Genomic DNA, 22,924 nt, shown 5'->3' on the forward strand with positions numbered 1-22,924 from the left:
GGTGGATTTGTATTGGGGTATTTTGCAAGGGGCTAAATTTACCCCTTGTGTTTAAATTTATTTGTCAAAAACTCTGGCAAAAATTTTATCTACGTTTTTAGTGTAGTAGTTGTAGTCAAAGCACTCTTTGATCTCATCTTTGCTAAGGCTCTTGGTTAGATCCTCATCGTTTAGCAAATTTTGTAAAAATAGGCTGTGACCTTGTTCATCGATCGCTTTTTTGCCCTCTTGCAAGTCCGCCCAGACTTTCATGGCGTTGCGCTGAACGATCTTGTAGGCGTCCTCCCTAGAAATTCCACGCTGTGGTAGCTGCAAAAGCACACGTTGCGAAAAGACCAAACCGCCTGTTAAATTTAAATTTTTCATCATATTTTCTGGATAGACGACTAAATTTGCTATCAAATTTTTGATGCGAACCAGCATAAAATCAGCCGTGATAAACATGTCTGGCAGGATAAATCTCTCAACCGAGCTATGACTGATGTCGCGCTCGTGCCAAAGGGCGACGTTTTCAAGCGCTGGTGTGACGTATGAGCGTAGCACCCTGCAAAGGCCAGTGATGTTTTCACTAAGAACTGGGTTGCGCTTGTGCGGCATGGCGCTTGAGCCTTTTTGTCCTGGGCTAAAATACTCCTCCGCCTCATAAACCTCGGTCCTTTGGTAGTGTCTAACGGCGACTGCGATCTTCTCGCAAGTGGAGGCAAGCACTGCGATAGCGCTCACCACGTGGGCGTAGCGGTCACGCTGGATCACTTGATTTGACGCTGGGGCAGCTTTAAGACCAAGCTCCTCGCATGTTAGCTCTTCAAATTCCATCGGAGCGTGGGCTAAATTTCCCATAGCGCCTGATAGTTTGCCATAGCTGATCGTATCTTTTGCGTCTTTGATGAGCTTAAGCGCCCTTGCGATCTCGTCGTACCAGATGGCAAGCACTAGGCCAAAAGTTATCGGCTCGCCGTGGATGCCGTGGCTTCTGCCGACCATGAGCGTGTGCTTGTGCTCGTTTGCCCTATCTTTGACCGCCTGCATAAACTCCTCGACGTCACTTATGATGAGCTCCAAGCTCTCTTTCATCTGAAGCGCGACGGCCGTGTCGATGCAGTCGCTTGAGGTCATGCCGTAGTGTACGAACCTGCTCTCATCGCCAAGGCTCTCGCTGACGCTTGTCAAAAATGCGATGACGTCGTGCTTTGTCGTCTTTTCTATCTCGTCGATGCGAGCCACTTCAAATTTAGCGTTTTTGCAAATTTTCTCGCAGTCGCTGTCACTTATGAAGCCGAGCTTATTCCAAGCTTTAACAGCAGCTTTTTCTACCTTGAGCCAAGCGTCGTATTTTGCTTGTATGCTCCACTTTTCAGCCATCTCTTTGCGTGAGTATCTTTCGACCATTGTTGAACCTTTTGTGTTAGTTTGCTTTTGTCCTGAAAGTATAAATTTGGCTTTTTGGGCCAGAAATCACATCGTGTAATTTTCCTAAATTTAAGTTTTGATTATATAAAATCCGGGCTGAAATGTCGGTTATACGCTTATAAATTTGGGCTTAAGATAGCTCGCTCATTTTTCAAAAGGATCATTTTTGCCCTATGTAAATAAATTTATCACCACTGCAGATCATCAAAAAGCTTATGAAATTTTACTCCAAAATGGCTTTAACATGAGCCAAACCCAGCGCCTCATCGATAAAGGCAGGCTGATCTGTGGCGGCAGTGTCGTGAGCGAAAAAAATGCCGTTTTGTGTGGCGATGTTTTTTTGATCGACTATGAGGCGGAGCCAAGGGGGCTTAAGCCGATCTTTGAGTGCGAGAGCTTTGCGGTATTTGACAAGCCAAGTGGCGTGCTCAGCCACCCAAATGGCAGGCACTGCGACTACTCGCTAAATGATGAAATTTACACACTTTTTGGACGAGAAGCGAGCGTGGCACATAGGCTAGACTGCGAAACAAGTGGCGTGATAGTCGTTGGCAAAGATAGAAATTCCACGATAAAACTAAAGAAAATCTTTGAAAATAGAGAGGTTTATAAAAGCTACGTCGCAATGGTGCAGGGCGAGATCGAGCTAGAATTTGCGATCGATGCTAAAATGGATCTAGCGAACAACTACAACGATGTGAAAATGCGAATGCAAATTTGTGAAAATGGCAAGAGTGCGGTGACTAAAATTTTGCCTATAAAGTATTTTGACGATATCGATACAACTTTGGTTCAGGCTATCCCACTCACTGGCAGGCAGCATCAAATTCGCTTGCATTTGTTTCATGTGAAACACAAGATCCTTGGCGAACCACTTTATGGTTTGTCACGTCCGCAGATCGAGAAAATTTTAGACAAAGAGATGAGCGAGCGTGAACGGATAAATTTAACTGGAGCAAAAAGGCTCTTACTTCACTCGGACGAAATTTCATTTAAATTTGATGAAATTTTTTACAAGATAAAAAGCAAATTTGACGCCGAAAATGAGTTTTATAAATTTGCAAAAGAAGCAAATAATTAAGCTATTTAAATTTTAAAAAGTCTTTCTGAAAAAATAATCTATAAAAATTTCATAGTTTTTGTTTTTAATTTTGAAACAGAATTTTTATTGAAAAATAGAATTAGATTTTTAGTGTCGCCGCATTGTGAATTAAATTTTGGCAATCGACTTTGCGTTTTTGTTTTCCACTCACAAAATTTCATGCCAAATTTTTAGAATTTATTTTAAAGTTTTATTTTCCTCTTTCAAAACTTTTAGGATCAGCCCAAGCCCAGCGCTAGCAACCAGCACTATAAAAATTATCTCAGAGATATCAAGAGCTGTCATTTTTTACTCACGTTAGTTTTATCGTTAGTTGGTTTTTCTTCTGCTTTAGCTGCGTTCTTATCGCTAACGTTAGCTCTGAATTTTGGATTTTCATTTCGCTGTTTTAGCTGTCCGCAAGCCGCACTTATATCAAGCCCTTTGCTCTGTCTGATCGTGCAAGTGACGCCATGATCCCTTAGATATTCTTGAAATTTTAGCATGCTAGCGAGCTCAGGCCGTCCAAATTCACTACCTTCATGCGGGTTAAAGTAGATCAAATTTACCTTTGCCTTGATACCATGCAGTAGTTTAACCAGTTTTTTCGCATCACTAACGCTGTCATTTAGGTCTTTGATAACAAGATATTCAAACATCACGCGCTTTCGCATATCGATAGGAAATCCCCTAACAGCGTCCATAACAGCCTCGATATTATACGCCTTATTTATCGGCATCAGGCGGCTTCTAAGCTCGTTAGTAACAGCATGTAGCGATATGGCCAGCAAGACCCCAAGGTCCATTTCGCCAAGCTTTTTTATCTGACTACCAAGGCCGCTAGTTGAAACGGTTTGGCGGCGTGGCGATATGGCTAGACCCTCATTTAGAGCTAAAATTTTGATCGCTTTACTAACGTTAGCAAGGTTATCAAGCGGCTCGCCCATACCCATATAAACGACATTTATGCGTCTCTCGTATGGTATGTTATTTTCCCTTTTTATCCATAAAATTTGCCCTACGATCTCGCCAGCAGTCAAATTTCTAACAAGCCCACCCTTTGCTGTTAGGCAAAAAGCACAGCCCATTTTGCAGCCAACCTGCGAACTAACACAAACAGTATAACGTGCATGGCGACTAATCTTACCATCTTCGTCGCTAATTTCCTCTTTCATCGGTAGCAAAACGCTCTCTATCTTTAGACCATCTTTTAGCTCAAAAAGATACTTGATCGAACCATCACTACTTTGCTCAAATTTCACACATTTTAGAGGGTCAAGATAAAATTTCTCAGCCAAGTCCTGACGCATATCCTTTGGTAAATTTAGCATTTGGCTAAATTCAGTCGCATTTTTTTTGTATATCCACTCATAAATTTGCGTCGCTCTAAAAGAGGGAGAGACTAGCTCTTTTAACTCTTCGATGCTAAGATCAAGCAAATTTTTCACATATTTTCCTTTACATATTTTGTTAGTAGCTCTTTGGCTGCAGAGTGATTTTTTATAAAATCAGCATGCGCATTTTCATCACAAAAATTTGTCGCTACGAAAATTCCATAAGCTGGAATTTTAAAAATTTGAGCCACTTTTAGAACAGAAAAAAACTCCATATTTTCTAAAAAATAACCCTTTTCAAACATCTTATGAGCCAAATTTTTGTCTGTCGTTATGAAATTTGATGAATTTGTTTTGATAGTTCCACGTGAAACGATAGAAGAAATTTCACACTCGATGGGCGAGTAAGATCTATTTTCTATGCTAGAAATTTCAACATTCGCCCCAACCGAGCTTTCATAAATTTGCAAAATTTCACCATCTTTATATAGACCAGCCGAGCCAACAAAAACTATCTTTTCTGGCATCTGGTATAAATTTCGCTCGGGATTTTTTGACAAATTTTGGCTTAGATTTTGTAGCTCTGGGTTTGATGAGTTTGCAAATTTAGCCTCGATCTTTGCGAGATAGTGCGGATCAATATTTTTTAAATTTATACTCTTTTCATCCACCTCAACACACGATCTTTTTTGCAAAAACTTTGTCAAATTTATCGCCATATCGACTAGCCCCACACCCATCGGCAAGGCAAAGTCAAAAATTTCGTTTTTCCCAGCTGAGATAACTAACATCAGAGCCTAACCTCAACGCCATTTGCCTTGAGATACTCTTTTAGCTTTTTTATCTCGATCTCGCCGAAGTGAAATATCGAAGCAGCAAGACACGCATCAGCCCCAGCCTCAAAAGCCTCTTTAAAGTGCTCCATCTTCCCAGCGCCACCGCTTGCGATAGTCGGTATAGAAAGCGCGCTAAATATCTTTGTTAGCTCCAGACTAAAGCCCTGTTTGACGCCGTCATTATCCATAGACGTTAGCAATATCTCCCCTGCCCCACGCGATTCAACCTCTTTTGCCCAAGCAAAGGCATCTTTTTTGGTATCGATCCTACCACCATTTATAAAAACGCTATAACCATTTTCGATCTTTTTAGCGTCGATCGCCACGACAACACATTGCGAGCCAAATTTCTTAGCCGCTTCGTCGATCAAATTTGGATCTTTTATCGCTGATGAATTTAGGCTCACCTTGTCGCAGCCCGCATTTAAAAGGCGCGATATATCATCGATCGTGCGTATGCCACCGCCAACGGTTAGGGGTATAAAAAGCTTTCTTGCGACCTTTTTTACCACATCAACTATCGTATCACGGCCAAGGTGAGAGGCTGTGATATCCAAAAAGCAAAGCTCATCAGCGCCCTCGTCGTTGTATCTTTTAGCTATCTCGACTGGGTCTCCAGCATCGACAAGTCCAACAAAATTTACACCTTTTACGACCCTGCCGTCTTTTACATCGAGGCATGGGATTATGCGTTTTGCAAAATGATTCAAATTTATCCTTTGTCTATCTTTCTAGCTGCCACCTCAAAATATGGCAAACTCGCCCAATTTTCTCGGTTTCCAACTATATAAATAACCTCTTTTGCTCTTGTTAGCGCCACGTTTAGCAGATTTGGCTTGCTAGCAGCCCACGCTCTAGCGCCCTTTGTAGCTCCACCTAACACAAAGACGATAACATCAGCCTCTTTGCCCTGCATAGTGTGGATAGTGCCTGCACCTTTTAAATTTCTACAAACATCTTTAAATGGCGTTATTATCCTGATGTTATTTTTCTGGCTAGCTAATTCGCCTACCAAGAGCTCTTTAACCACCTCGCCCTCGGCTTTGTTGTAGTTGCCTATCCACTCATCACTTCTAACGTCTATCCACTTTGTTTGCACGTTAGTGTTTGCAAATTTACTAGCCGCACTTCTGCCAAGTATCATCATATCGTCGTATGTAGTCTCGTTTGAGATCTCAAACATAGGGTTAGCGCACCTTCTATGTACGATCAGTGGCGAGCCGACCCAGATACTCTCGCCACTACCTTTTATATATGTGCCGATCTTTTGAGCTTTGTCAGCCCTAAGCTGTACTGATGACTTAAGCAGGTTAAACTCCTCTTTTGCCTCGCAGTAGCTAAGTATCGCATTATTTAAACTAACTGGCAGCGTTACGACTGGCTCAAGCTGAAGCGGATCGCCGACCACGACAGCCATCTTTGAGCGAAGTAGTGCGCCTAACGCGTTAGTTAAATTTGCCTGCCCTGCTTCATCTATCAAAAGCAAGCCTATATCGCCATTTAAAAGCTCTTTAAAGGTGTTATTAAACGAAGCAAAAGTCGAGCTAACAACTGGCGTTAGCAAAAATAGCCCCTTGATGATCTCACGTCTATGTTTTGCCTCTAAGCCGTTTTTCTCAGCCATCTTTTCATCGTTAAAGATAACGCTAAGTGCACGTAAATTTGTCCTTACAGCCTCTTTGCAAGCAAATATCGCTGCCTTGTGTAAATTTAGCGCCTCTTTAAAAAGCTCTATCCTAGCTCTAAAAAGCTTTGTCTTGTGAAATTTCTTGTCTATGCCAAATTCCATCATAAATGGCATACTCTTTTGCATTTCGTCATTACTCTCGCTAAAGCTGCCGTTTAAAAAGCTTTCTAGCTCCTCGCTCCTACCAAGTATCTTTTGGCGTCTAGCAAAGTCGCTTTGCAGCCTTTTGTAAAGATTTATCTTAGTGCCTAGCTCTTCAGCCCTGCTCTCAAGCTCTACTATCTCACTTTTTAGCTCGTTTAGCCTTGCCTCGTTTTTCTCTTTGCTCTCGCCATTTTGCTTGCTAGCTTTTAAATTTTGCTCGGCTATCTGGCGGTTTATCTCACCAACCTTTAGCGCCTCGTCATTATACTTTTCAAAGGCCTCTGTCTTAAAAATTTGCTGAAAGGCAAAAAACGCTGGCTTTTGCGGTAAATTTAGATACTCCTGCAACGCCTCATTTTGACTAACAAGCCTTGTTAGCTCCTCTGTCTCCGCCTTTTTGTCCCCCAGCTTAGCCAAAATTTCATCATGCTCGTTCTCTAAAGGCTCTAAAAGCTCCTCTATCTGCTTGGCTGAGTTATAGCTCTCAAGCCTCCTATCAATGTCAGCCAGCTCACTTTTTAGGCTCTTTAGTTCCTCTTCTTTGATCCTGATCTCACTAAAAAGTAAATTTACCTCGTGAAGTGCAAGGTTAAATTTCTCCTTCGCCACGTCAAAGTCATCTACGCCTTCGCCCACTGCAAGGTACTTGCCAAGCCCCATCAAAAAGCCATCTTGCTCCAAAAACTCGCCGTATTCGCTTGCAATCTTGTCAAACTGGCTGTGAATTGGCTCGATCTTTACGCCATTAATTGCATTAAAAACAAAATTTGACTTATTTTGCTTTGAACCAAGTGCCACACAAAATAGCCCCCAAGCTGGCTTTGAGATAAAGGACTTCTCGCCATATTTACTCTTTTCGTCAGCCGAGAGCAGCCTTGTGGCTATAAATTTAAAATAATCAATCTCGCCCGCATACTCACCTATGCTTTTTAACTGGCTTAGCTCCTTGCTTAAAATCTCAACCGCGCCGTTATTACAAGAGCTAACAACCATCTCGTAGCCTTGAAGCTCGTCATTTAGCCTAAAATAAAGCGCCTTTTCGTCGCTGTCATAGACTGGCTTAAAGATATCGTGCCTGCTCATTTGCGCGAGCTTCATCGCCCTAAGCGTCACCACTTCAGCCATCACGTCCTTTAAAAGTGTCGTTTTACCCGTGCCTGGAGCGCCATTTACGCTATAAATCCCGCCGTTACCTTCTTTAAATTTCTCTATGATGTTATTTAGCGCCATTTGCTGTGAGAAATTTAGGGCAAAATCACTCGCAAAAGCCGATCTTGGGTAGTGCTCAGCCTTAAAAAAGTTCCTAACCGTCCTTTGATTTAGCTCGTCTCTAACGTCAAGCCGCTCAAATTTATTCTCACTGCCCTCGTCTAAAAACTGATCCGTTAGCTCGTGCGTCCTGCCTGATTCATAAAATTTGATAAGCAAATTTATATCATCTATAAAAAAGCTATTTAAAAGGCCGTCCGTATCTTTAAAATTTGGATCAGCGATCCTTACTTCAAGCCTGATCACGTCTTTGCAAAATGGCGTCTTTAGCGAGCTTTTTAGCTCCTCATGGACCGCTTTTACGTAGTCACTTAGACGCATTTTCTCTTTGTGGATAGAAATTTTATCCTTGATGTGTTCGCACTCTTTGTTAAAGTCGTTTTGGCTGATCTCTTTTAGGTGGTTTAGGCGCACCATCGCCCAAGGAGCCGTTGGGATAAAAAGGTCATTTGATGAGTTTGGCGTGAAAAATGGGCTTAGCTCATCATCTAAATTTGCATCTTTTAAAGCAAAACTTTGCTCTCCTTTGCAAAACGCTAGATCGCCAGAGAGCTTAAGCTTATAACAAAATGCCTTTTCAAAGCTCGTTTGCTCAGACCTCAGCTCCTCTAAAATTTGCTCTTTTTCAAATTTTACCTTTGCTAGCTTTGATATCGCAAGGGCAAGCAAGTCAGTCTCAAAAATGCCACCATAAATCGAAATTTCCACACCGTTTTTTAAAAGCGACCTATCAAACGCTCTTAAAATTTGCATAAATTTCTCATCTAAATTTGCGATCTCAAGGTCCATTGATTTTTTAAATTTGCTATTTGTCTTTTTTGGCTCGTCTAAGGTTTTTGGCTCTAAATATTGTGATAATAAAAAGTATTTTAAGGTATTTGCCCTACTCAAATTTTTGCCTTATTTTGTTGTTATTTAGTGATTATAGTCCATTTTATATATGATTAAACTAAACTTGTAATCATTGTATAAGTAATCTTTGGCTAATATCGCGGCTATGATAAAGGCAAAAAAGCACTTTGGACAGAATTTTTTACAAGACAAAGCGACACTAGATAAGATCATCCAAGCGATACCCAATGACGTAGAAAACGTAGTTGAGATTGGGCCTGGCTTAGGTGATTTGACATTTAGACTTTTGCAAATTTACAAGACGACCTCTTTTGAGATAGATTGTGAGCTGTTTCAAATTTTAAAGGTCAAATTTGCAAATGAGATCCAAAATGGACAATTAAAACTTTTTTGTAAAGATGCTTTAGAGCAGTGGCAAGAAGAGGGCGGACTAAGTAGCGAGAACTACTTTTTGGTCGCAAATTTGCCCTATTACGTTGCTACTAAGATGATCCTAAATGCGATAGATGACGAAAAATGTCTTGGGCTTATTGTGATGATACAAAAAGAGGTTGCTCTTAAATTTAGTGCAAAGAGCAAGGATAAAGAATTTAGCGCTTTATCGATCCTAGCATCGCTTCAAGGCAGGTGCGAGCTTTTGTTTGACGTGGATGCAAAACTTTTTAATCCACCTCCAAAGGTCACCTCCTCGGTCATAAGATTACAAAAAATAGAAAAAATTTTCGGCAAAGACGGGATTTTCAAAGATGCAAAACAATACGAGGCTTTTAAAGCATTTTTAAGAGCTGCGTTTGCTTCGCCAAGAAAGACGCTTTTGAAAAATTTATCCACAAATTTTGACAAAAAGGCGTTAGAAGAAATTTTTGAAGACCTAGGCTTAGCTCAAAATTTACGTCCACATGAGCTAGATGTCGATTCTTATCTAAAAGTATTTGAAAGATTAAAGGAAGATAATGAACGACAAAAACGAAGAGAAAGTTGTAACTAACCAAAGCAAAAACAACAAAAGACGAAGATTTAGACCAAAAAACAAGCCAAAACAAGAGGGTGAAACTACCGAGCAAACCTCACCAGCAAGCAAAAGCGTGATAGACAACTTCTTTGCAGCAGAGCAAGCTGAAAGCGAAACTCACACCGAGCCAAAAAGTCAAAATCCTCGCCCAAAAAAGCAAAGAAACAATAAAAATCAAAACAAAAATGGCGAAAACAATAAGCCAAAAGAGCAAAAACAGCAAAAAGAAAAACCAAAACAAGAGCAAAAAGCTGAAGTTAAAAACGAGACAAAAGAGCAAAAAGAGAAGCCTAAAAAGGCTAAAAAACCAAAGAAAAATTTGCCTGCAAAGCTAAATGGCAACGAACAGTGGCAGCAAGACATCGCAAGCGCGATGGAGGCAAACAAAGCCACTCACGAGCTAAGACTTGAGCCACTAAAATATCTAAATTCAAGCGAGCATAAAATCCGCATAACTCCACTTGGCGGTCTTGGCGAGATCGGCGGCAATATGACCGTCTTTGAGACAGAAACCAGCGCCATCATCGTCGATATCGGTATGAGCTTTCCAAGCGAGAGCATGCACGGCGTGGATATCCTCATCCCAGACTTTGACTACGTTCGCAAGATAAAAGATAAGATAAAAGGCGTCATCATCACTCACGCACACGAGGATCACATCGGCGCGGTGCCTTACTTTTATAAAGAGTTTAAATTTCCTATCTACGCCACACCGCTTCCACTTGGCATGATAAATAATAAATTTGAAGAGCACGGGCTAAAACAAGAGCGCTCACTCTTTCGCTCGGTCGAGAAGAGAAAGCCATATCTCATAGGCGACTTTGAGGTCGAGTGGATACATATAACGCACTCTATCATCGACGCCTCAGCACTTGCGATCACGACAAAGGCCGGCACTATCATCCACACAGGTGACTTTAAGATCGATCACACACCGATAGATGGCTACCCAACAGACCTTGGCAGACTAGCGTATTATGGCGAGCGTGGCGTGCTCTGTCTATTAAGCGATAGCACAAACAGCTACAAAGAGGGCTTTACAAAGAGTGAAAGCAGCGTTGGCAAGACCTTTGACGCGATATTTTCAAAAGCAAAAGGCCGCGTCATAATGAGCACATTTAGCTCAAATATCCACCGCGTCTATCAAGCGATCGAATGGGGGCTAAAATACAACCGCAAAGTCTGCGTCATCGGCAGATCAATGGAGCGAAATTTATACACTGCGATGGAGCTTGGCTACATCAAGCTTGATAAGAAAATTTTTATCGATGCAAACGAGGTTGGTAAATTTAAAGATGATGAGGTACTTATCGTCACTACTGGCTCTCAGGGCGAGACTATGAGCGCGCTTTACCGCATGGCGACAGATGAGCACAAATATATAAAGATAAAGCCAAGCGATCAGATAATCATCAGCTCAAAAGCTATCCCAGGTAACGAAAATAGCGTCTCAACGGTGCTAAATTTCCTTATCAAATCAGGTGCAAGTGTTGCCTACCAAGACTTTAGCGAGATCCACGTAAGCGGCCACGCAGCACAAGAAGAGCAAAAGCTAATGCTTCGCCTCATAAAACCAAAATTTTTCTTGCCGGTGCATGGCGAGTATAACCACATCGCAAAGCACAAAGAGACGGCTATTAGCTGCGGCGTAGACGAGAGAAATATCTATCTAATGAGCGACGGCGATCAGATGGAGGTTTGTCAAAAATACCTAAAACGTGTAAAAACAGTAAAAACTGGCAAAGTTTTCATAGATAATCAAATAAATAAACAAATTGCAGACGACGTCGTCATCGACAGACAAAACCTAGCTGAAGCTGGGGTCGTCATGATAATCGCTCAAATTTCACGCCACGGCGCAAAGCTCATCAACAAGCCGCGCGTCATCAGCTACGGCCTTGTGGGTGACAAGCAAGACGCTGAGTTTAGAAAAGAGATGGAGGGCGTGCTGGAGCAATACCTAAGCAACGTCAAAGAAGAGCTTTTGAAAGACAGCAGGCTACTTGAGTCACAAGTGCGTCAAGTGATTAGAAAGCACATATTTAGAAAGGTCAAAAAGTACCCAACTATCGTGCCGATCATCTATCTAATGTAAGGGAAATTTATGCAGACAATGAACCAAATCGCAGCTGAAGTTTTAGAGATAGAAGCAAACGAGCTTTCAAGACACGCTAAAAGCGTAGAGATAGAAGATGCTGTAAATTTGATATATAACGCAAAGGGCAAGGTCATAGTCACAGGCGTAGGCAAGAGCGGTCATGTGGGCGCAAAGATCGCTGCTACACTTGCAAGTACCGGCACGCCAAGCTTTTTCTTACACCCGACAGAGGCCATGCACGGCGACCTTGGCATGATAGAAAAGGACGATGTTTTGTTAGCCATTAGCTTTAGTGGAGAGAGCGATGAGCTCATCAAAATTTTGCCTCACGTAAAGCGCTTTGGCGTGAAAATCGTCGCCATGGCAAGAAGCAAAACAAGCTCACTTGGTAAATTTAGCGACGCATTTATCACTATCGACGTAGAGAAAGAGGCCTGCCCGCTAAATGCCGCCCCAACAGCATCAACCACACTAACATTAGCTCTTGGCGATGCGTTAGCTGTTTGTTTGATGCAAAAGCGCGGCTTTAAAAAAGAGGACTTTGCAAATTTTCATCCAGGTGGCAGCCTTGGCAAGAGGCTATTTTTAAAGGTCAAAGATGTGATGAGAAGCGAAAATTTACCGATAGTTCGCTGGAATGCAACACTAAAAAGCGCGATCGATACGATGACGCATGGCAAGCTTGGCACGGTTTTAATAGTCGATAAAGATGGCGTGCTAGACGCCCTTTTAAGTGACGGCGACCTTAGGCGTGCGCTTATGAGAGAGGACTTTGACTTAGACGAGCCAGCGATGAAATTTGCAACACTGCATCCAAAAGAGATAGATAACAAAGAGATGTTAGCTGTAGATGCGTTAGCCCTCATAGAAAAGTATAAAATTCAGCTTCTAGCCGTCGTAGAAAATGGCGTGCCTGTGGGCGTTTTACACATCCACGACCTTGCAAATTTAGGACTATAAAATGGAAAAAACAAGACTAAATAAATTTATCTCACATAATACAAACTACTCACGCCGTGAGGCTGATGAGCTGATAAAAGCTGGCAAGGTTAGCATAGCAGGGCGTGTGGTGAGCGACCTTGCTACAAGCGTAGATGAAGATGATAAAGTGCGTATAAATGGCCGTTTGATAAAGCTAAAAAAAGAATTTACCGTTATCGTTTATCACAAACAAAAGGGCGAGCTAGTTAGCAAGAACGATGACCGCGGACGAAAGACGATATATGACACGTTAGATAAGAAATTTGCAAAATTTGTTAGCGTAGGGCGATTAGACTACGCTAGCGAGGGGTTACTTTTACTAACTGACGCTCCAGCTATCGCCACAGCACTAATGAATAGCGATATAGAAAGAGAGTACTACCTAAAGGTAAAGGGCGAAATTTCAAAAGAGGTGATAGAGGCGATGACAAATGGCTTTTTCGCCAAGGACGCCACAAAAGGCGCGCACGCAAAAACTACTATAAAATCAATGGAATTTAAGCCATTTCTAGCCTATAAAGTCTTTGGCTCAAGCGGCGGCTATACAAAACTAAAAGTCATCATCAACGAGGGACAAAATAGGGAGCTACGCCGCTTCTTTGGCTACTTTGACCTTGAAGTGATGGACCTAAAACGTGTTAGCTTTGGGCGCATTAGCCTTGACATGCTAAAGCCTGGCAAATGGCGCTACTTCGAAAATAGCGAATACGAAGACCTAAGAGACTTTTTAAAAGTTAATAACATTAGATACTAACATTTTGGCTTGTTTTTTCTAACAAATAGACAAGCCAAACCACAATAACTACAAATTTACAAAAATGGAGAAAAATGAAAAAGATTATTCTTTTATCCATGATCCTACTAACTACCAGCCTTTCTAAAGATCTTTTTGAGCTTGGGCTTGAAGCTTACGATAAGGGCGAGTTTGATAAAGCCGCCAAACAATGGCAAAAAGCTTGCGACGATAATGTTGCTCGAGCTTGTCATAACTTAGGATTTTTATACGAGGATGCTCAAGGTGTAAAACAAGACTATCGCAAAGCAGCCGAGCTATATAAACGATCATGTGATGGTGGATTTGTTGGTAGCTGCCTAAATTTGGGTGTTTTATATATAAAAGATCAAGGGGTAGAGCAAGACTATAACAAGGCTATCGAGCTATACAAAAAGGCTTGTGACGGCAACATCGCCGAAGCTTGCCATAACTTAGGTGCCTTATATGCGCTAGGCAAAGGCACAAAGAAGGACTATGACTCGGCAAAAAGATACGTTTTTAAAGCTTGCGCTCTAGGTTTCCAAGATGGGTGCGACTATCTTAATAAAATGATTGCCACAGATGATAATGATGAAAAGATTGAGATCATACTTAAAACTATGATTAAAACGATCAATCATCTAAAACAAATCAACTAACTTCGTAAATTTATATCTTATTTTCTGAAAGTAGGATGTTTATATATGGATTTATGAGAGTTTCGCCGCGTGCTGCGTAGAGCAAGACCTCTTTAAAGTAGTTGTCGTTTATACCGTAAGTATGAAACTCATACGCCCCTATGCCGTATCCCATCGGCGTGATATCGACCCTCGAGTACCAGGCATTTTGCGCTGGGATGTAGCGGTTTGTATCTCTTGAATAAACATATAGCTTGATCTTATCTTTGCTCTTTTGCGCCATATACCAGATGAAAGAATTTGTGATGTCGTTAAAGAAGTAGATGTCGCCATTTGGCATGATCGCCTGGGCTGTGTCGTTGTTATCAGCGATGAGCGTCCTGCTCTCGTAACATATATATTTATTTGGCGTGAGTACCTCGATCGGCTCTGATTTGTCGCTATGTGAAACTAAAATTTTATCGTCGCTTATGTCGGCATTATAGGCGAGCACGGCTAAAACTAGAGCTAACAAACAAAGAGAAAAAATTTGCTTTATCAAAATAAAAATCCTCTTAACAAATAGTATTTGAGCACGTAAAGCGAGCAGATCAGCACGCAAACACTTAGCCAGATCGATGAAAATTTAAGCTTGTGCGAGTAGTTTGTCTTTGTGATGATCTCCACAAGATATGGCATAAGGCCGTAAAAAACGCCCAAAAACAAACTGCCCCAGATGAGGTAGCCAACGTAATAATAGTCGCTTCTTAGCATGCAGTATGGGCACTTGTGATTTGGCTGCTCATAAATGTAAAGACCAAAAAAGTATGTGATAGCGTAGTAGCTAAGCACTAAAAATAGCAAATTTGCCACAAAGCTTGCCATGCTTTGCTTTAAGAAATTTAGCGCCAAAATGACAAAAAATAGCACGAAAAATACGCTCACTAAGCCAAAATTTGTATAGCCAAATGGCAGCTTTGGAGCTTGAAAAGTGACAGAGCAGCAAAAGACTGGCACCTTTAGCGGGATGTTATAAAAAAACGAAATTTCTATGCCAAGCTCGAGCAGTATCATCGCAAAAAGGCAGATGAAAATGGCATATTTTTTCTTTAGATATGGGAAATTTAGAGCCTGCAAGTCAAGTTTGTTTATAACCAGCCAGATGCCAAGCCCAAAGATGAGCAAAATTTTAGTGAGCATCAAGATGCCACCAAATTTATTTGAGCCGATCACGCCAGCCGAGCACATAGCCCCTGGCACGATGTCAGAGAGCTCGTTTAGACAAAGTGCGAAAAATATAAACAAAACGATCTTTGTGCAGACGCTAAAGAGCAAGATCGTATTTACAAGGTAGTTTTGCTTTTCAAGTGAGTATTGAAGCGATGTTAGTGCATTATAGTCCCACGACTTCATGATCCTGACGACGTAAAATAGCGAAATACTCATCAAAACTAACAGCACAAACTCCGCTAACAAAAAGGCGATAACGGCGTTTGATAAAAATACACTCATGCTATCTCTCCGTTTTGTAGGCTTACAACCCTATCAGTTGCACCCAGCTCGTCAAAAATGCTATCGTGAGTGGCGACTATGACACTTTTTTTAAGCGCCTTAAATGACTCTAACAAACCCAAAAACGCACGTGCGTTATCCCTATCTAAATTTGCCGTTGGCTCATCAGCCAAAATGATATCCGCATCCATTGACAAAGCCCTAGCCACCGCACATCTTTGGCGCTCGCCACCGCTTAAATTTGATACATTTTCATCTCTTTTGTGAGCTATATTTGCGAGACTTAGAGCCTTTTTTATCATCTCTTCACGCACATTTGCCTTAAAATTTGTTAGAGCAAACGGAGCTAACAAATTTTCATAGACGCTTAAGCCCTCTATGAGGTTAAAATTTTGAAAAACTAGCCCAAGCCTTTTATGTCTAAGCTCAGAGCAAAATGCGTCAGGCAGCTTTGCGATGTTAGTGCCGTCTATCAAAATCTCTCCGCTAGTTGGCTTTTGAAGTAGGGCTATGAGCGAGAGCAGGGTGCTTTTACCACTTCCACTAACGCCTTTTAGTATGACTAACTCGCCGTTATTAACATCTAAATTTATATTTTTTAGAGCGCAAAACTCGTTTTGTTTGCCTTGGTTATAGACTAGGCTAACGCCTCTTATATTTATCATTTTAGCCCCTCATTTATGTCGCCACACGCCACACGCCACGATGGGATAAGCACAAATGCCAAAAATGGTATGACGCCAAAGACAAAGATCAAAAAGAGCTTATCAAACTCCAAAATAGGCGTGAAATTTGTAAAATTTAAAAGCTCATCGCCTAAAAATATCCCCTTTAAAAAAGGAGCATTTAAAACAAACACAAAGAGATAAGCTAACATAACGCCAAGTAAAAAGGCGCTAACGCTAACGATGAAATTTTGTATAAATTTTAAAAAGATGATGTCTTTTATACTAAAGCCAATACTTCGTAAAATGGCTATCTCGCGCTTTTTGCTGCCGTAAGCAAGCGAAATTTGATTTTTAAGTAGCACGAAAAATATGAGCATAACACTAACATAAATGCTCATAAAAATTCCGCCCTTATAGTAGTAAAGGTGCCTTACTTTTGCCACCTCGTCTTCTATGCTAAGAGCAAATGAATTTGGATATAAATTCTCTATCTTTAAAGCCACTTGGCTGATCTCGTCGGTGTTTGGCACGTCTACATAGAGCTTTGTATACTCTTCGTCTTTTAAATTTAAGATAGCTCGCAAGGTATTTGGGTGTAAAAATATCGCGTTATTTGAGACTAGACCGCTTTGTTTTGGCATGGTTTTTAGAATTTTTACTGGTATCATGCGCTGTTCTGTTAAGAAGTTAAAGCTCTCGTCGTAGTAAAGCTCATTCATAGCCGCCTTTACACCCTCGCCAACGATCATCTCGTCTTCTTTTAGGCTATCATCCTCATATAGATGAAACCAAACTCGCTTTTGCACGAAGTAGTACTCCCCATCAACCACGCCCCTAACGTCAGCCACACCATCGATCTTTGAGATGTCGTAGATATAGCCAGGGTGCATGAGGTCTCTTTTGCCAGCACGAAATGCGCTAACAACGATACTTGAGCGATCTTTTACCAAGCTTATAAGATCATGCTGGATCGAGCCAGAGATGAAAAGCACCGAGCTTAGCACAAAGATAATGAGTGCAAATAGACAAAAGCTAAAAAGGTGGTCCTTTTTGTCTTTAAAGAGCAGGATCACAGAGTAATTTATGAAATTTCTACTTATCATACGCAAAGCCCTTTTGCTCTTTTAGACTAAAGCTAGAAGCTAAATTTGCCCTTGTTATCTTTGAAATTTCTCTTAGCTCATCTTGCTTTGCTTTGTGGTCAAAGCTAAAGTAGTGCGCCGCTAAAAGCGTGTAAGAGAGTCCAAAAAATAACGCCAAAAATGCTAGAAATTTCACTTTATTTACCGATATAAGTCTTTATCTCGTCAAATTTTATGACACCTTTGCCAGCGTGATCTTTCATAAAGCTCTGAGCCTTTGCTTCGTCTTTAAATGGGATAAATTCCTCGCCCATCGGTCCAAAAACATTTGAGCCATGGACATAAAACGCATCTTTTGCCTCGAGCTTTTCAAGCGTGTAATAATCACTCACATAAGCCTCTTTCGCCCTCTCATCAGCAAAGTAAAAGTGCGCCATATCTTTTACGCCGTCAAAGTAATAGTCCTTGCCATCAGCCTTGATAAGTGTCGCCCACTGCTTGTTTGTTATAGGCATGCCACACACCGCACATCTTGCATCTTTTGGTAGCTCGATGCGCTCTTTTGCCACTTTATAGGCGTTTATGTTTGTCTCACTCGTCAAATTTCCAGCCCACAAGGCAAAAACCGCACTAAGCAACAAAGCTATAAATTTCATCTTATCTCCTTTAATCTCTCTTTTTCTAACTCGCCCTTTTCATAGAGCTTTTTTAACATCTCATTATCAAAGTCTATCTCGTAGTAGCCCTTTACAAACTCACTAAATTTATCAAAATCATCAAAGGCATATCCAAGCAGCCAGCGTCCTCCGCTATTGCTACCGACTAAATTTTGATGCTCCGCTCCGTCATACCAGATAAAAAAGGTCGTCTGCTCTATCTCATCTGGCAAGAAGTAAGAGCGAAATTTAGCAGCCTCGCCACTATAAATTTGCTCTATCACGCTTTTATCTGCCATGCTAAGCGCATTTAGCTCATTTTCATGGTCAAACCCTCTAACCAACACCGCCTCACGCGTAAATATCACATCTAGCAGATCACCCTGCCCGTTATCTACTTTATATCTTAGGCTATTTTCGCCTTTTGTCTTAGAAATGAGCCTTAGATGTTCCTCTCCAGGCTCCGTCAAAGCACTATCTAGCAGATATAGCGCCTCAAGGCTTGCCTGCATATTGCCCCAGCTCATGAAAGGCATCAATGTTTTCCTAAAATTTCCAAATTCTCGCAAGCCTCTTTTAGGCCATTTTTGCAGCTTTTAGTGAAAATTTCACGTGCTTTTTCCACGTCTTCTTTCACGCCTTTGCCCTCAGCTAGCATGATAGCGTAGTTGTTGCAGCCTTTTTCATATCCATATATGCACGCTTGCTCGTAAAGTTTTGTCGCTTTTGTTAAATTTTGATCAACCCCTTGGGCATAGACATATAAAAAGCCAAGGTTGTCACACCCTATGCCAGCTTCGTTTGCGCAAGCCATCTCGTAGTTTGCTTTAGCTTTTGCATAGTCTTTCTCGACACCTTCGCCCTGAGCGTATAGGTAGCCAAGGTTGCTACATCCCATGCCATCCCCTGCCTTGCAAGCCTTTTCATAGAGCTCTTTTGCCTTTTTTAGATCTTTTCTCACGCCAGTGCCATTTGCATAAAGCAAGCCAAGCTCGGTGCAGCCCTCGTTGTCGCTACATGCTTTTTCATAAAATTTAACCGCTTTTGCTAGGTCTTTTTCTACGCCTTTGCCCTTTTCATAGACGTAGCCAAGGTTGCTACAAGCCATAGAGAAATTTTGATCGCAAGCCTTTTCATAAAGCATTGCCGCCTTTGCCTCGTCCTTTTTGACGTTGCCATCACCTCTGCTGTAAAGCACAGCTAGGTTATAGCAGCCTGATGCCTTTTTCTCTTTGTCGCAAGCATCTTCATAAATTTGCGCTAGCTTATTGTGATCATCTTTTGCGCTTAAAGCCTCTTTGATGTAGCCAGCATTTAAAACGCACAAACTAGCAGCCAGTAAAACCAAACTCTTCATCATATCTCCTAAACTACTTTTATATCTCTGCCGCGGTAGGCTAGGGCGATCAGCAAGGCAAGAGCTGCCAAGATCAAGTATATTAGCCCAGAAACGCCAAAGCTCTCGCCATTTGCGTATGAGTGAAGTCCGCTAAGGTAGAAATTTACTCCAAAATATGTAAAAAGCACCGAAGCAAATGATAGCACGCTAGCTGTTAAAAAGGTAAAAACGCCCCTTAGTTTTGGTATAAACCTTAGATGAAGCACTATGGCATAGACGATGATCGTGATGTATGACCAGCTCTCTTTGCTGTCCCAGCCCCAGTATCTGCCCCAGCTCTCGTTCGCCCAGACGCCGCCTAAGAAATTTCCGATCGTTAGCAGACTAAGACCTATGATGAGGCTTAGCTCGTCGGTGGCTGCCAGGTATCTTATCTGCTCGATAAGCTTTTGCTCATTTTTGTCATTTTTTAGAGCCATCAAGATAAGTCCCACAAGCCCCAGCACAAAGCCAAAGCCCAAAAAGCCGTAGCTTGCTGTGATGACGCTTACGTGCACGCTAAGCCAAAATGACTTTAAAACAGGGACTAAATTTGTTATCTGAGGGTTTATAAAATTTAGATGAGCAACCAGCAAGCTAACGCTTGCAAAGAGCGAAGCAGCGCCTAGTGCGAAGCTTTGATGCTTGAAAAATAGCACTCCAGCTAGCACGCTTATAAGCGAGATATAGACTAAACTCTCATAAGCATCGCTCCAAGGTGCGTGACCTGAGATGTAAGCGCGTAGGGCTAAATTTAGAGCATGCACTATAAACGCAGTAAAAAACGCAAGGCTAATCGCTCTTTCAAATCTAAATTTCCTCCCAAAAAATAGCCTATAAAAGCCAAGAGCGAGCGAAGCAAGAGCTAGGATCATGTAAAAATAGATAAGAAATTTAAATATCTCCATTTGGTTGTAAAGCACTTCAAGACCAACCTTTGCCTCGCTTGGCGCAAGAGAGCCTAGAGTGCTTCTTTGATAGCCTGAAATTTGCTCCAAACTCCTATTGGCACTCTCGCACTCGCCACTTTTTACGCAAAGGCTTAAATTCTCTATATAAGCGCCTAAAACACTTTTAAAATCGTTTGAAATTTCATCTTTGCTAAAGGCTTCATTTACGCCTAGCCACGTGATAGCATCATTATTTTTAGCTGGGATAAATTTTAAAATTTCTCCCTTTAGCGCAAGGTATAAGACATTTAGCCTCTCGTCAAATTTGATCACATCATTGTCAAATTTATCTCTTTTTGAGGCGGATTTTTCATTTGCAGCCTCTACAAATTTAGCCAGCTTATACTCGCCATTTTCGTTAAAAACGTCCTTAAAACTAGCAAATTTCTCACTAACTCCAAGAAGCTCGCCCACACGATCGCTTGTGATCTTTACCATCCCTTTATCCATCCACTCTTGTGGCGAGATGGCAAAAGAGAGCATAAGCTCATCACTACTAAGCCCAAAAAGCGTAGTTTTGGTTGAAATTTTGCTTATCACAGCCCTTGTAGCCGAGCTAGCTGGGGCGATCCTGCTATCAGTTTGAACTAAAATTTTGGCAAATTTATCTGCATGAGCTTTAAAATTTATGGCTTCATCGCTTGCGAAATTTGGCGTGGCATTTAGTAAAAGTAGAGCCAAAAATGCAAACTGAGTGCCTTTTATGAAGTTACAAAGTCTAAAAAATCGGCTCTTTTTGCTAAATAAATTTCCCACAAAGCCAAGGCAAAGCAGAAAATATCCGATGTAAGTTGGCACTTTACCAGGATCAAAGCTGATCTCAAAGGCGCTCCCAAGCTCGTCAGCGTCGTATGATGACTGAAAGATTTTATAGCCCATGATGCTTAGTGGGTGATTTAGTGAAATTTCATGCTCGGCACCTGCGATGTTTACTTTGCTCGTGTAAGATGATGGGCTATTTAGCCCTGCGTAGCGCTCTAGGATAAATTTATCAAGCCTTAGTGTAAATGGTAAATTTATGGCATCAGAGCTAAAGTAAAATTTCGCCTCTTGCCCATCAAAGCTTAATATGCTTGGCTCAAGATCATATCCAGCTCCGCCTCTTACCTTGGCAGTTTTGCTCTTTTGCCCAGCAAAGCCAGCCTCTATGCTAAGCGTAGCTGGGGCGTTTTTCTCATCTTTTTTATAGCCAGTTATCTTTATCTCAAATTCTTTGCCGTTTATATCTTTTTTAAAGCTAAAGTCATTTTTGCCAAGCAAGCTAAGTCTTAGTGGGAAGCTAAAGCTCTCATTTGGCATCTCAACTCTCAAATAAGGCTTTGTGCTTTGCATGGTGTTGCCACTCTCGCCCACTCTTAAGTGTAGTACGCCCTCTTCGCCAAAGTATCTTGTAAGCGCAGCACCGATAAAGATCAGAATAAAAGCAAGATGTATCAAAAATGCGCCAAATTTCTTATACATCTTGGTTTTTACGATGCTAATGGCTAAGCAAATGGCACAAGCTGCCATGACGCACTCGTACCAGAGCGCTTCATAAACAAGCACTCTAGCCGTCTGTGTGTCATAAAAATTTTCCAAAAAGGTCGCCACCCCTGCACCAAAAGCAAGGATAAATAATAATATTAAAGACAAGCGATAAATGTTTAAAATTTTCATCACTTGCCCTTAAGCCTTAAATGCTATAAGTCTGTCCTGCATAAAGTATAAAAACCCTAAGCAATAAAACGCCAACGACTGCTGCAAATGAGCCAAGGTAGAAGCTAAATTTCATCTTGCCAAGTGCGAAATTTAAAACAAGAGGCAAGACAAAGCCAACTAAAACAACCCCAAGCCAGAAGAAATTTGCCCAAACGCCACTATAAAATGCAACTGCCGCGCCTTGCTGATAGCTTGAGCCAAGCAAAAGTGAGACAAAAAGCATTAATATAAGCAAAATTTCAGCACATAATACATAAAACTCCACGCCATGAAGCGAGCTAAGGTCGCTTGAGTGTGGATCTTCTTTGAAAAATAGTGCCGCTATCAAGCTGCTGCCACTTATGCCAGCACTTAGTCCTGAAGCTATGAAAAGTGCTGGTAAAACAGCGGTGTTTAAAAGTGGAAATCTAATAAGCACCGAGATCAAAAAGCCTGTATATGCGCAAATGATAACCGCAAAAAGCAAGCAAAGCGCACTTAAGAGCGGATAAAGTGGCGATAAAATTTTCATCACGCCATCAAAAAAGCCACAAAATGACTTTAACTCCGCGCTAAACGCATACAAACACATCAAAAAGCTAAGCGGTATAAAGACACAAAGTCCAGCTACACCGATAGACATAACTGATGTGAAGTTGTAATTAATCAAAATTTTCCAAAACAAAAGTGGCTTTTCAAGGTCAGCTATCAAGCAAACCATGCCAAGCATGATGCTAACAAATGCCAAAAGCGAAGCAGCCTTGAAAAATGGGCTAAAGCTCTCTTGCCTTTTGTAGCGCTTTAGAAGTATGGCAGCTATTAGCGCTCCGCCACTCATACCAGCTAGCAGAAGATAAACAGCGATCGGCCAGCCCCACTCAACTGCGTGCGAAAATGTCGCAGTGAAATTTAATGCACCATCCATC

21 protein-coding genes are annotated in these 22,924 nt (G+C 41.5%); 6 read left to right on the forward strand and 15 right to left on the reverse strand.

Annotated features, from left to right (window positions below; all coding sequences use genetic code 11):
* Nucleotides 1–57: 57 nt before the first annotated feature.
* Nucleotides 58–1,389, reverse strand: a complete 1,332-nt coding sequence (purB, locus tag G6W42_RS00160) for an adenylosuccinate lyase (RefSeq protein WP_194172476.1) — start codon at nt 1,387–1,389, stop codon at nt 58–60.
* 187 nt (nt 1,390–1,576) lie between these two features.
* Between purB and G6W42_RS00165 the strand changes: the two genes are divergently transcribed.
* Nucleotides 1,577–2,491: a pseudouridine synthase family protein gene (locus G6W42_RS00165; RefSeq protein WP_194172477.1), complete on the forward strand. Its 915-nt coding sequence runs from the start codon at nt 1,577–1,579 to the stop codon at nt 2,489–2,491.
* A gap of 302 nt (nt 2,492–2,793) precedes the next feature.
* Here the strand turns inward: G6W42_RS00165 and rlmN are convergent, their stop codons facing one another.
* Genes rlmN through G6W42_RS00185 form a run of 4 tightly spaced genes read right to left on the reverse strand, consistent with a single transcriptional unit; the run spans nt 2,794 to nt 8,652 of the window.
* Complete coding sequence (gene rlmN / locus G6W42_RS00170; protein ID WP_194172478.1) at nt 2,794–3,939, reverse strand: 23S rRNA (adenine(2503)-C(2))-methyltransferase RlmN; 1,146 nt, start codon at nt 3,937–3,939, stop codon at nt 2,794–2,796.
* Complete coding sequence (locus G6W42_RS00175) at nt 3,936–4,616, reverse strand: purine-nucleoside phosphorylase (protein ID WP_194172479.1); 681 nt, start codon at nt 4,614–4,616, stop codon at nt 3,936–3,938. The genes rlmN and G6W42_RS00175 overlap by 4 nt, the downstream gene beginning before the upstream one ends.
* Nucleotides 4,616–5,371 (reverse strand): imidazole glycerol phosphate synthase subunit HisF, encoded by a 756-nt coding sequence (gene hisF, locus G6W42_RS00180; protein ID WP_194172480.1) that lies wholly within the window; start codon nt 5,369–5,371, stop codon nt 4,616–4,618. Before hisF ends, G6W42_RS00175 begins: the two co-directional genes overlap by 1 nt.
* A 2-nt stretch (nt 5,372–5,373) precedes the next feature.
* Nucleotides 5,374–8,652, reverse strand: a complete 3,279-nt coding sequence (locus G6W42_RS00185; RefSeq protein WP_194172481.1) for a DEAD/DEAH box helicase — start codon at nt 8,650–8,652, stop codon at nt 5,374–5,376.
* A 106-nt stretch (nt 8,653–8,758) separates the two neighbouring features.
* Between G6W42_RS00185 and rsmA the strand changes: the two genes are divergently transcribed.
* The 5 genes from rsmA to G6W42_RS00210 all read left to right on the forward strand — a co-directional run bounded on the left by rsmA (nt 8,759) and on the right by G6W42_RS00210 (nt 14,117).
* The gene (gene rsmA, locus G6W42_RS00190) at nt 8,759–9,601 is read left to right on the forward strand and encodes a 16S rRNA (adenine(1518)-N(6)/adenine(1519)-N(6))-dimethyltransferase RsmA (RefSeq protein WP_194172637.1); all 843 of its coding nucleotides are present in this window, start codon (nt 8,759–8,761) and stop codon (nt 9,599–9,601) included.
* A complete protein-coding gene (locus G6W42_RS00195) occupies nt 9,567–11,720 on the forward strand; it encodes a ribonuclease J (RefSeq protein WP_194172482.1) in 2,154 nt (717 codons plus the stop codon). The genes rsmA and G6W42_RS00195 overlap by 35 nt, the downstream gene beginning before the upstream one ends.
* Nucleotides 11,721–11,729: 9 nt before the next feature.
* Nucleotides 11,730–12,683, forward strand: coding sequence for a KpsF/GutQ family sugar-phosphate isomerase (locus tag G6W42_RS00200; protein WP_194172483.1), 954 nt, complete (start codon nt 11,730–11,732; stop codon nt 12,681–12,683).
* A gap of 1 nt (nt 12,684) precedes the next feature.
* Nucleotides 12,685–13,458: a pseudouridine synthase gene (locus G6W42_RS00205; protein ID WP_194172484.1), complete on the forward strand. Its 774-nt coding sequence runs from the start codon at nt 12,685–12,687 to the stop codon at nt 13,456–13,458.
* A gap of 74 nt (nt 13,459–13,532) precedes the next feature.
* Nucleotides 13,533–14,117, forward strand: coding sequence for a tetratricopeptide repeat protein (locus G6W42_RS00210; RefSeq protein WP_194172485.1), 585 nt, complete (start codon nt 13,533–13,535; stop codon nt 14,115–14,117).
* Nucleotides 14,118–14,127: 10 nt separating this feature from the next.
* On the opposite strand, the gene G6W42_RS00215 is transcribed toward G6W42_RS00210, so the two are convergent.
* The 10 genes from G6W42_RS00215 to nrfD are packed head-to-tail and all read right to left on the reverse strand — an operon-like array spanning nt 14,128 to nt 22,923.
* Nucleotides 14,128–14,637, reverse strand: a complete 510-nt coding sequence (locus G6W42_RS00215) for a hypothetical protein (RefSeq protein WP_103590153.1) — start codon at nt 14,635–14,637, stop codon at nt 14,128–14,130.
* The gene (locus G6W42_RS00220) at nt 14,634–15,587 is read right to left on the reverse strand and encodes a hypothetical protein (protein ID WP_194172486.1); all 954 of its coding nucleotides are present in this window, start codon (nt 15,585–15,587) and stop codon (nt 14,634–14,636) included. The genes G6W42_RS00215 and G6W42_RS00220 overlap by 4 nt, the downstream gene beginning before the upstream one ends.
* Nucleotides 15,584–16,252, reverse strand: a complete 669-nt coding sequence (locus tag G6W42_RS00225) for an ABC transporter ATP-binding protein (RefSeq protein WP_194172487.1) — start codon at nt 16,250–16,252, stop codon at nt 15,584–15,586. The genes G6W42_RS00220 and G6W42_RS00225 overlap by 4 nt, the downstream gene beginning before the upstream one ends.
* Nucleotides 16,249–17,358, reverse strand: a complete 1,110-nt coding sequence (locus tag G6W42_RS00230; protein WP_194172488.1) for an ABC transporter permease — start codon at nt 17,356–17,358, stop codon at nt 16,249–16,251. The genes G6W42_RS00225 and G6W42_RS00230 overlap by 4 nt, the downstream gene beginning before the upstream one ends.
* The gene (locus tag G6W42_RS00235) at nt 17,348–17,533 is read right to left on the reverse strand and encodes a hypothetical protein (protein ID WP_194172489.1); all 186 of its coding nucleotides are present in this window, start codon (nt 17,531–17,533) and stop codon (nt 17,348–17,350) included. The genes G6W42_RS00230 and G6W42_RS00235 overlap by 11 nt, the downstream gene beginning before the upstream one ends.
* A 1-nt stretch (nt 17,534) precedes the next feature.
* Entirely contained in the window at nt 17,535–17,993 is a 459-nt protein-coding gene (locus tag G6W42_RS00240) for a nitrous oxide reductase accessory protein NosL (protein WP_194172490.1), read from the reverse strand.
* Nucleotides 17,990–18,529: a hypothetical protein gene (locus G6W42_RS00245; RefSeq protein ID WP_194172638.1), complete on the reverse strand. Its 540-nt coding sequence runs from the start codon at nt 18,527–18,529 to the stop codon at nt 17,990–17,992. Before G6W42_RS00245 ends, G6W42_RS00240 begins: the two co-directional genes overlap by 4 nt.
* Nucleotides 18,529–19,350: an SEL1-like repeat protein gene (locus G6W42_RS00250; protein ID WP_194172491.1), complete on the reverse strand. Its 822-nt coding sequence runs from the start codon at nt 19,348–19,350 to the stop codon at nt 18,529–18,531. The genes G6W42_RS00245 and G6W42_RS00250 overlap by 1 nt, the downstream gene beginning before the upstream one ends.
* Before the next feature lie 8 nt (nt 19,351–19,358).
* Entirely contained in the window at nt 19,359–21,977 is a 2,619-nt protein-coding gene (ccsA, locus tag G6W42_RS00255) for a cytochrome c biogenesis protein (RefSeq protein ID WP_194172492.1), read from the reverse strand.
* Between the two features lie 16 nt (nt 21,978–21,993).
* Nucleotides 21,994–22,923, reverse strand: coding sequence for an NrfD/PsrC family molybdoenzyme membrane anchor subunit (nrfD, locus tag G6W42_RS00260; protein ID WP_194172493.1), 930 nt, complete (start codon nt 22,921–22,923; stop codon nt 21,994–21,996).
* Nucleotide 22,924 lies beyond the last annotated feature (1 nt).

The sequence above is a fragment of the Campylobacter concisus genome, from assembly GCF_015230015.1.
In the GTDB taxonomy this organism is placed as follows: Bacteria; Campylobacterota; Campylobacteria; order Campylobacterales; family Campylobacteraceae; genus Campylobacter_A; species Campylobacter_A concisus_AF.

Bases quoted from the DNA above. Each gene is read 5' to 3' on its own strand.
- purB (WP_194172476.1), bottom strand. From the start codon at position 1,389: ATGGTCGAAAGATACTCACGCAAAGAGATGGCTGAAAAGTGGAGCATA.
- G6W42_RS00175 (WP_194172479.1), bottom strand. From the start codon at position 4,616: ATGTTAGTTATCTCAGCTGGGAAAAACGAAATTTTTGACTTTGCCTTG.
- rsmA (WP_194172637.1), top strand. From the start codon at position 8,759: ATGATAAAGGCAAAAAAGCACTTTGGACAGAATTTTTTACAAGACAAA.
- G6W42_RS00195 (WP_194172482.1), top strand. From the start codon at position 9,567: ATGAACGACAAAAACGAAGAGAAAGTTGTAACTAACCAAAGCAAAAAC.
- G6W42_RS00200 (WP_194172483.1), top strand. From the start codon at position 11,730: ATGCAGACAATGAACCAAATCGCAGCTGAAGTTTTAGAGATAGAAGCA.
- G6W42_RS00205 (WP_194172484.1), top strand. From the start codon at position 12,685: ATGGAAAAAACAAGACTAAATAAATTTATCTCACATAATACAAACTAC.
- G6W42_RS00210 (WP_194172485.1), top strand. From the start codon at position 13,533: ATGAAAAAGATTATTCTTTTATCCATGATCCTACTAACTACCAGCCTT.
- G6W42_RS00220 (WP_194172486.1), bottom strand. From the start codon at position 15,587: ATGAGTGTATTTTTATCAAACGCCGTTATCGCCTTTTTGTTAGCGGAG.
- G6W42_RS00225 (WP_194172487.1), bottom strand. From the start codon at position 16,252: ATGATAAATATAAGAGGCGTTAGCCTAGTCTATAACCAAGGCAAACAA.
- G6W42_RS00230 (WP_194172488.1), bottom strand. From the start codon at position 17,358: ATGATAAGTAGAAATTTCATAAATTACTCTGTGATCCTGCTCTTTAAA.
- G6W42_RS00240 (WP_194172490.1), bottom strand. From the start codon at position 17,993: ATGAAATTTATAGCTTTGTTGCTTAGTGCGGTTTTTGCCTTGTGGGCT.
- G6W42_RS00245 (WP_194172638.1), bottom strand. From the start codon at position 18,529: ATGCCTTTCATGAGCTGGGGCAATATGCAGGCAAGCCTTGAGGCGCTA.
- G6W42_RS00250 (WP_194172491.1), bottom strand. From the start codon at position 19,350: ATGAAGAGTTTGGTTTTACTGGCTGCTAGTTTGTGCGTTTTAAATGCT.
- ccsA (WP_194172492.1), bottom strand. From the start codon at position 21,977: ATGAAAATTTTAAACATTTATCGCTTGTCTTTAATATTATTATTTATC.
- nrfD (WP_194172493.1), bottom strand. From the start codon at position 22,923: ATGGATGGTGCATTAAATTTCACTGCGACATTTTCGCACGCAGTTGAG.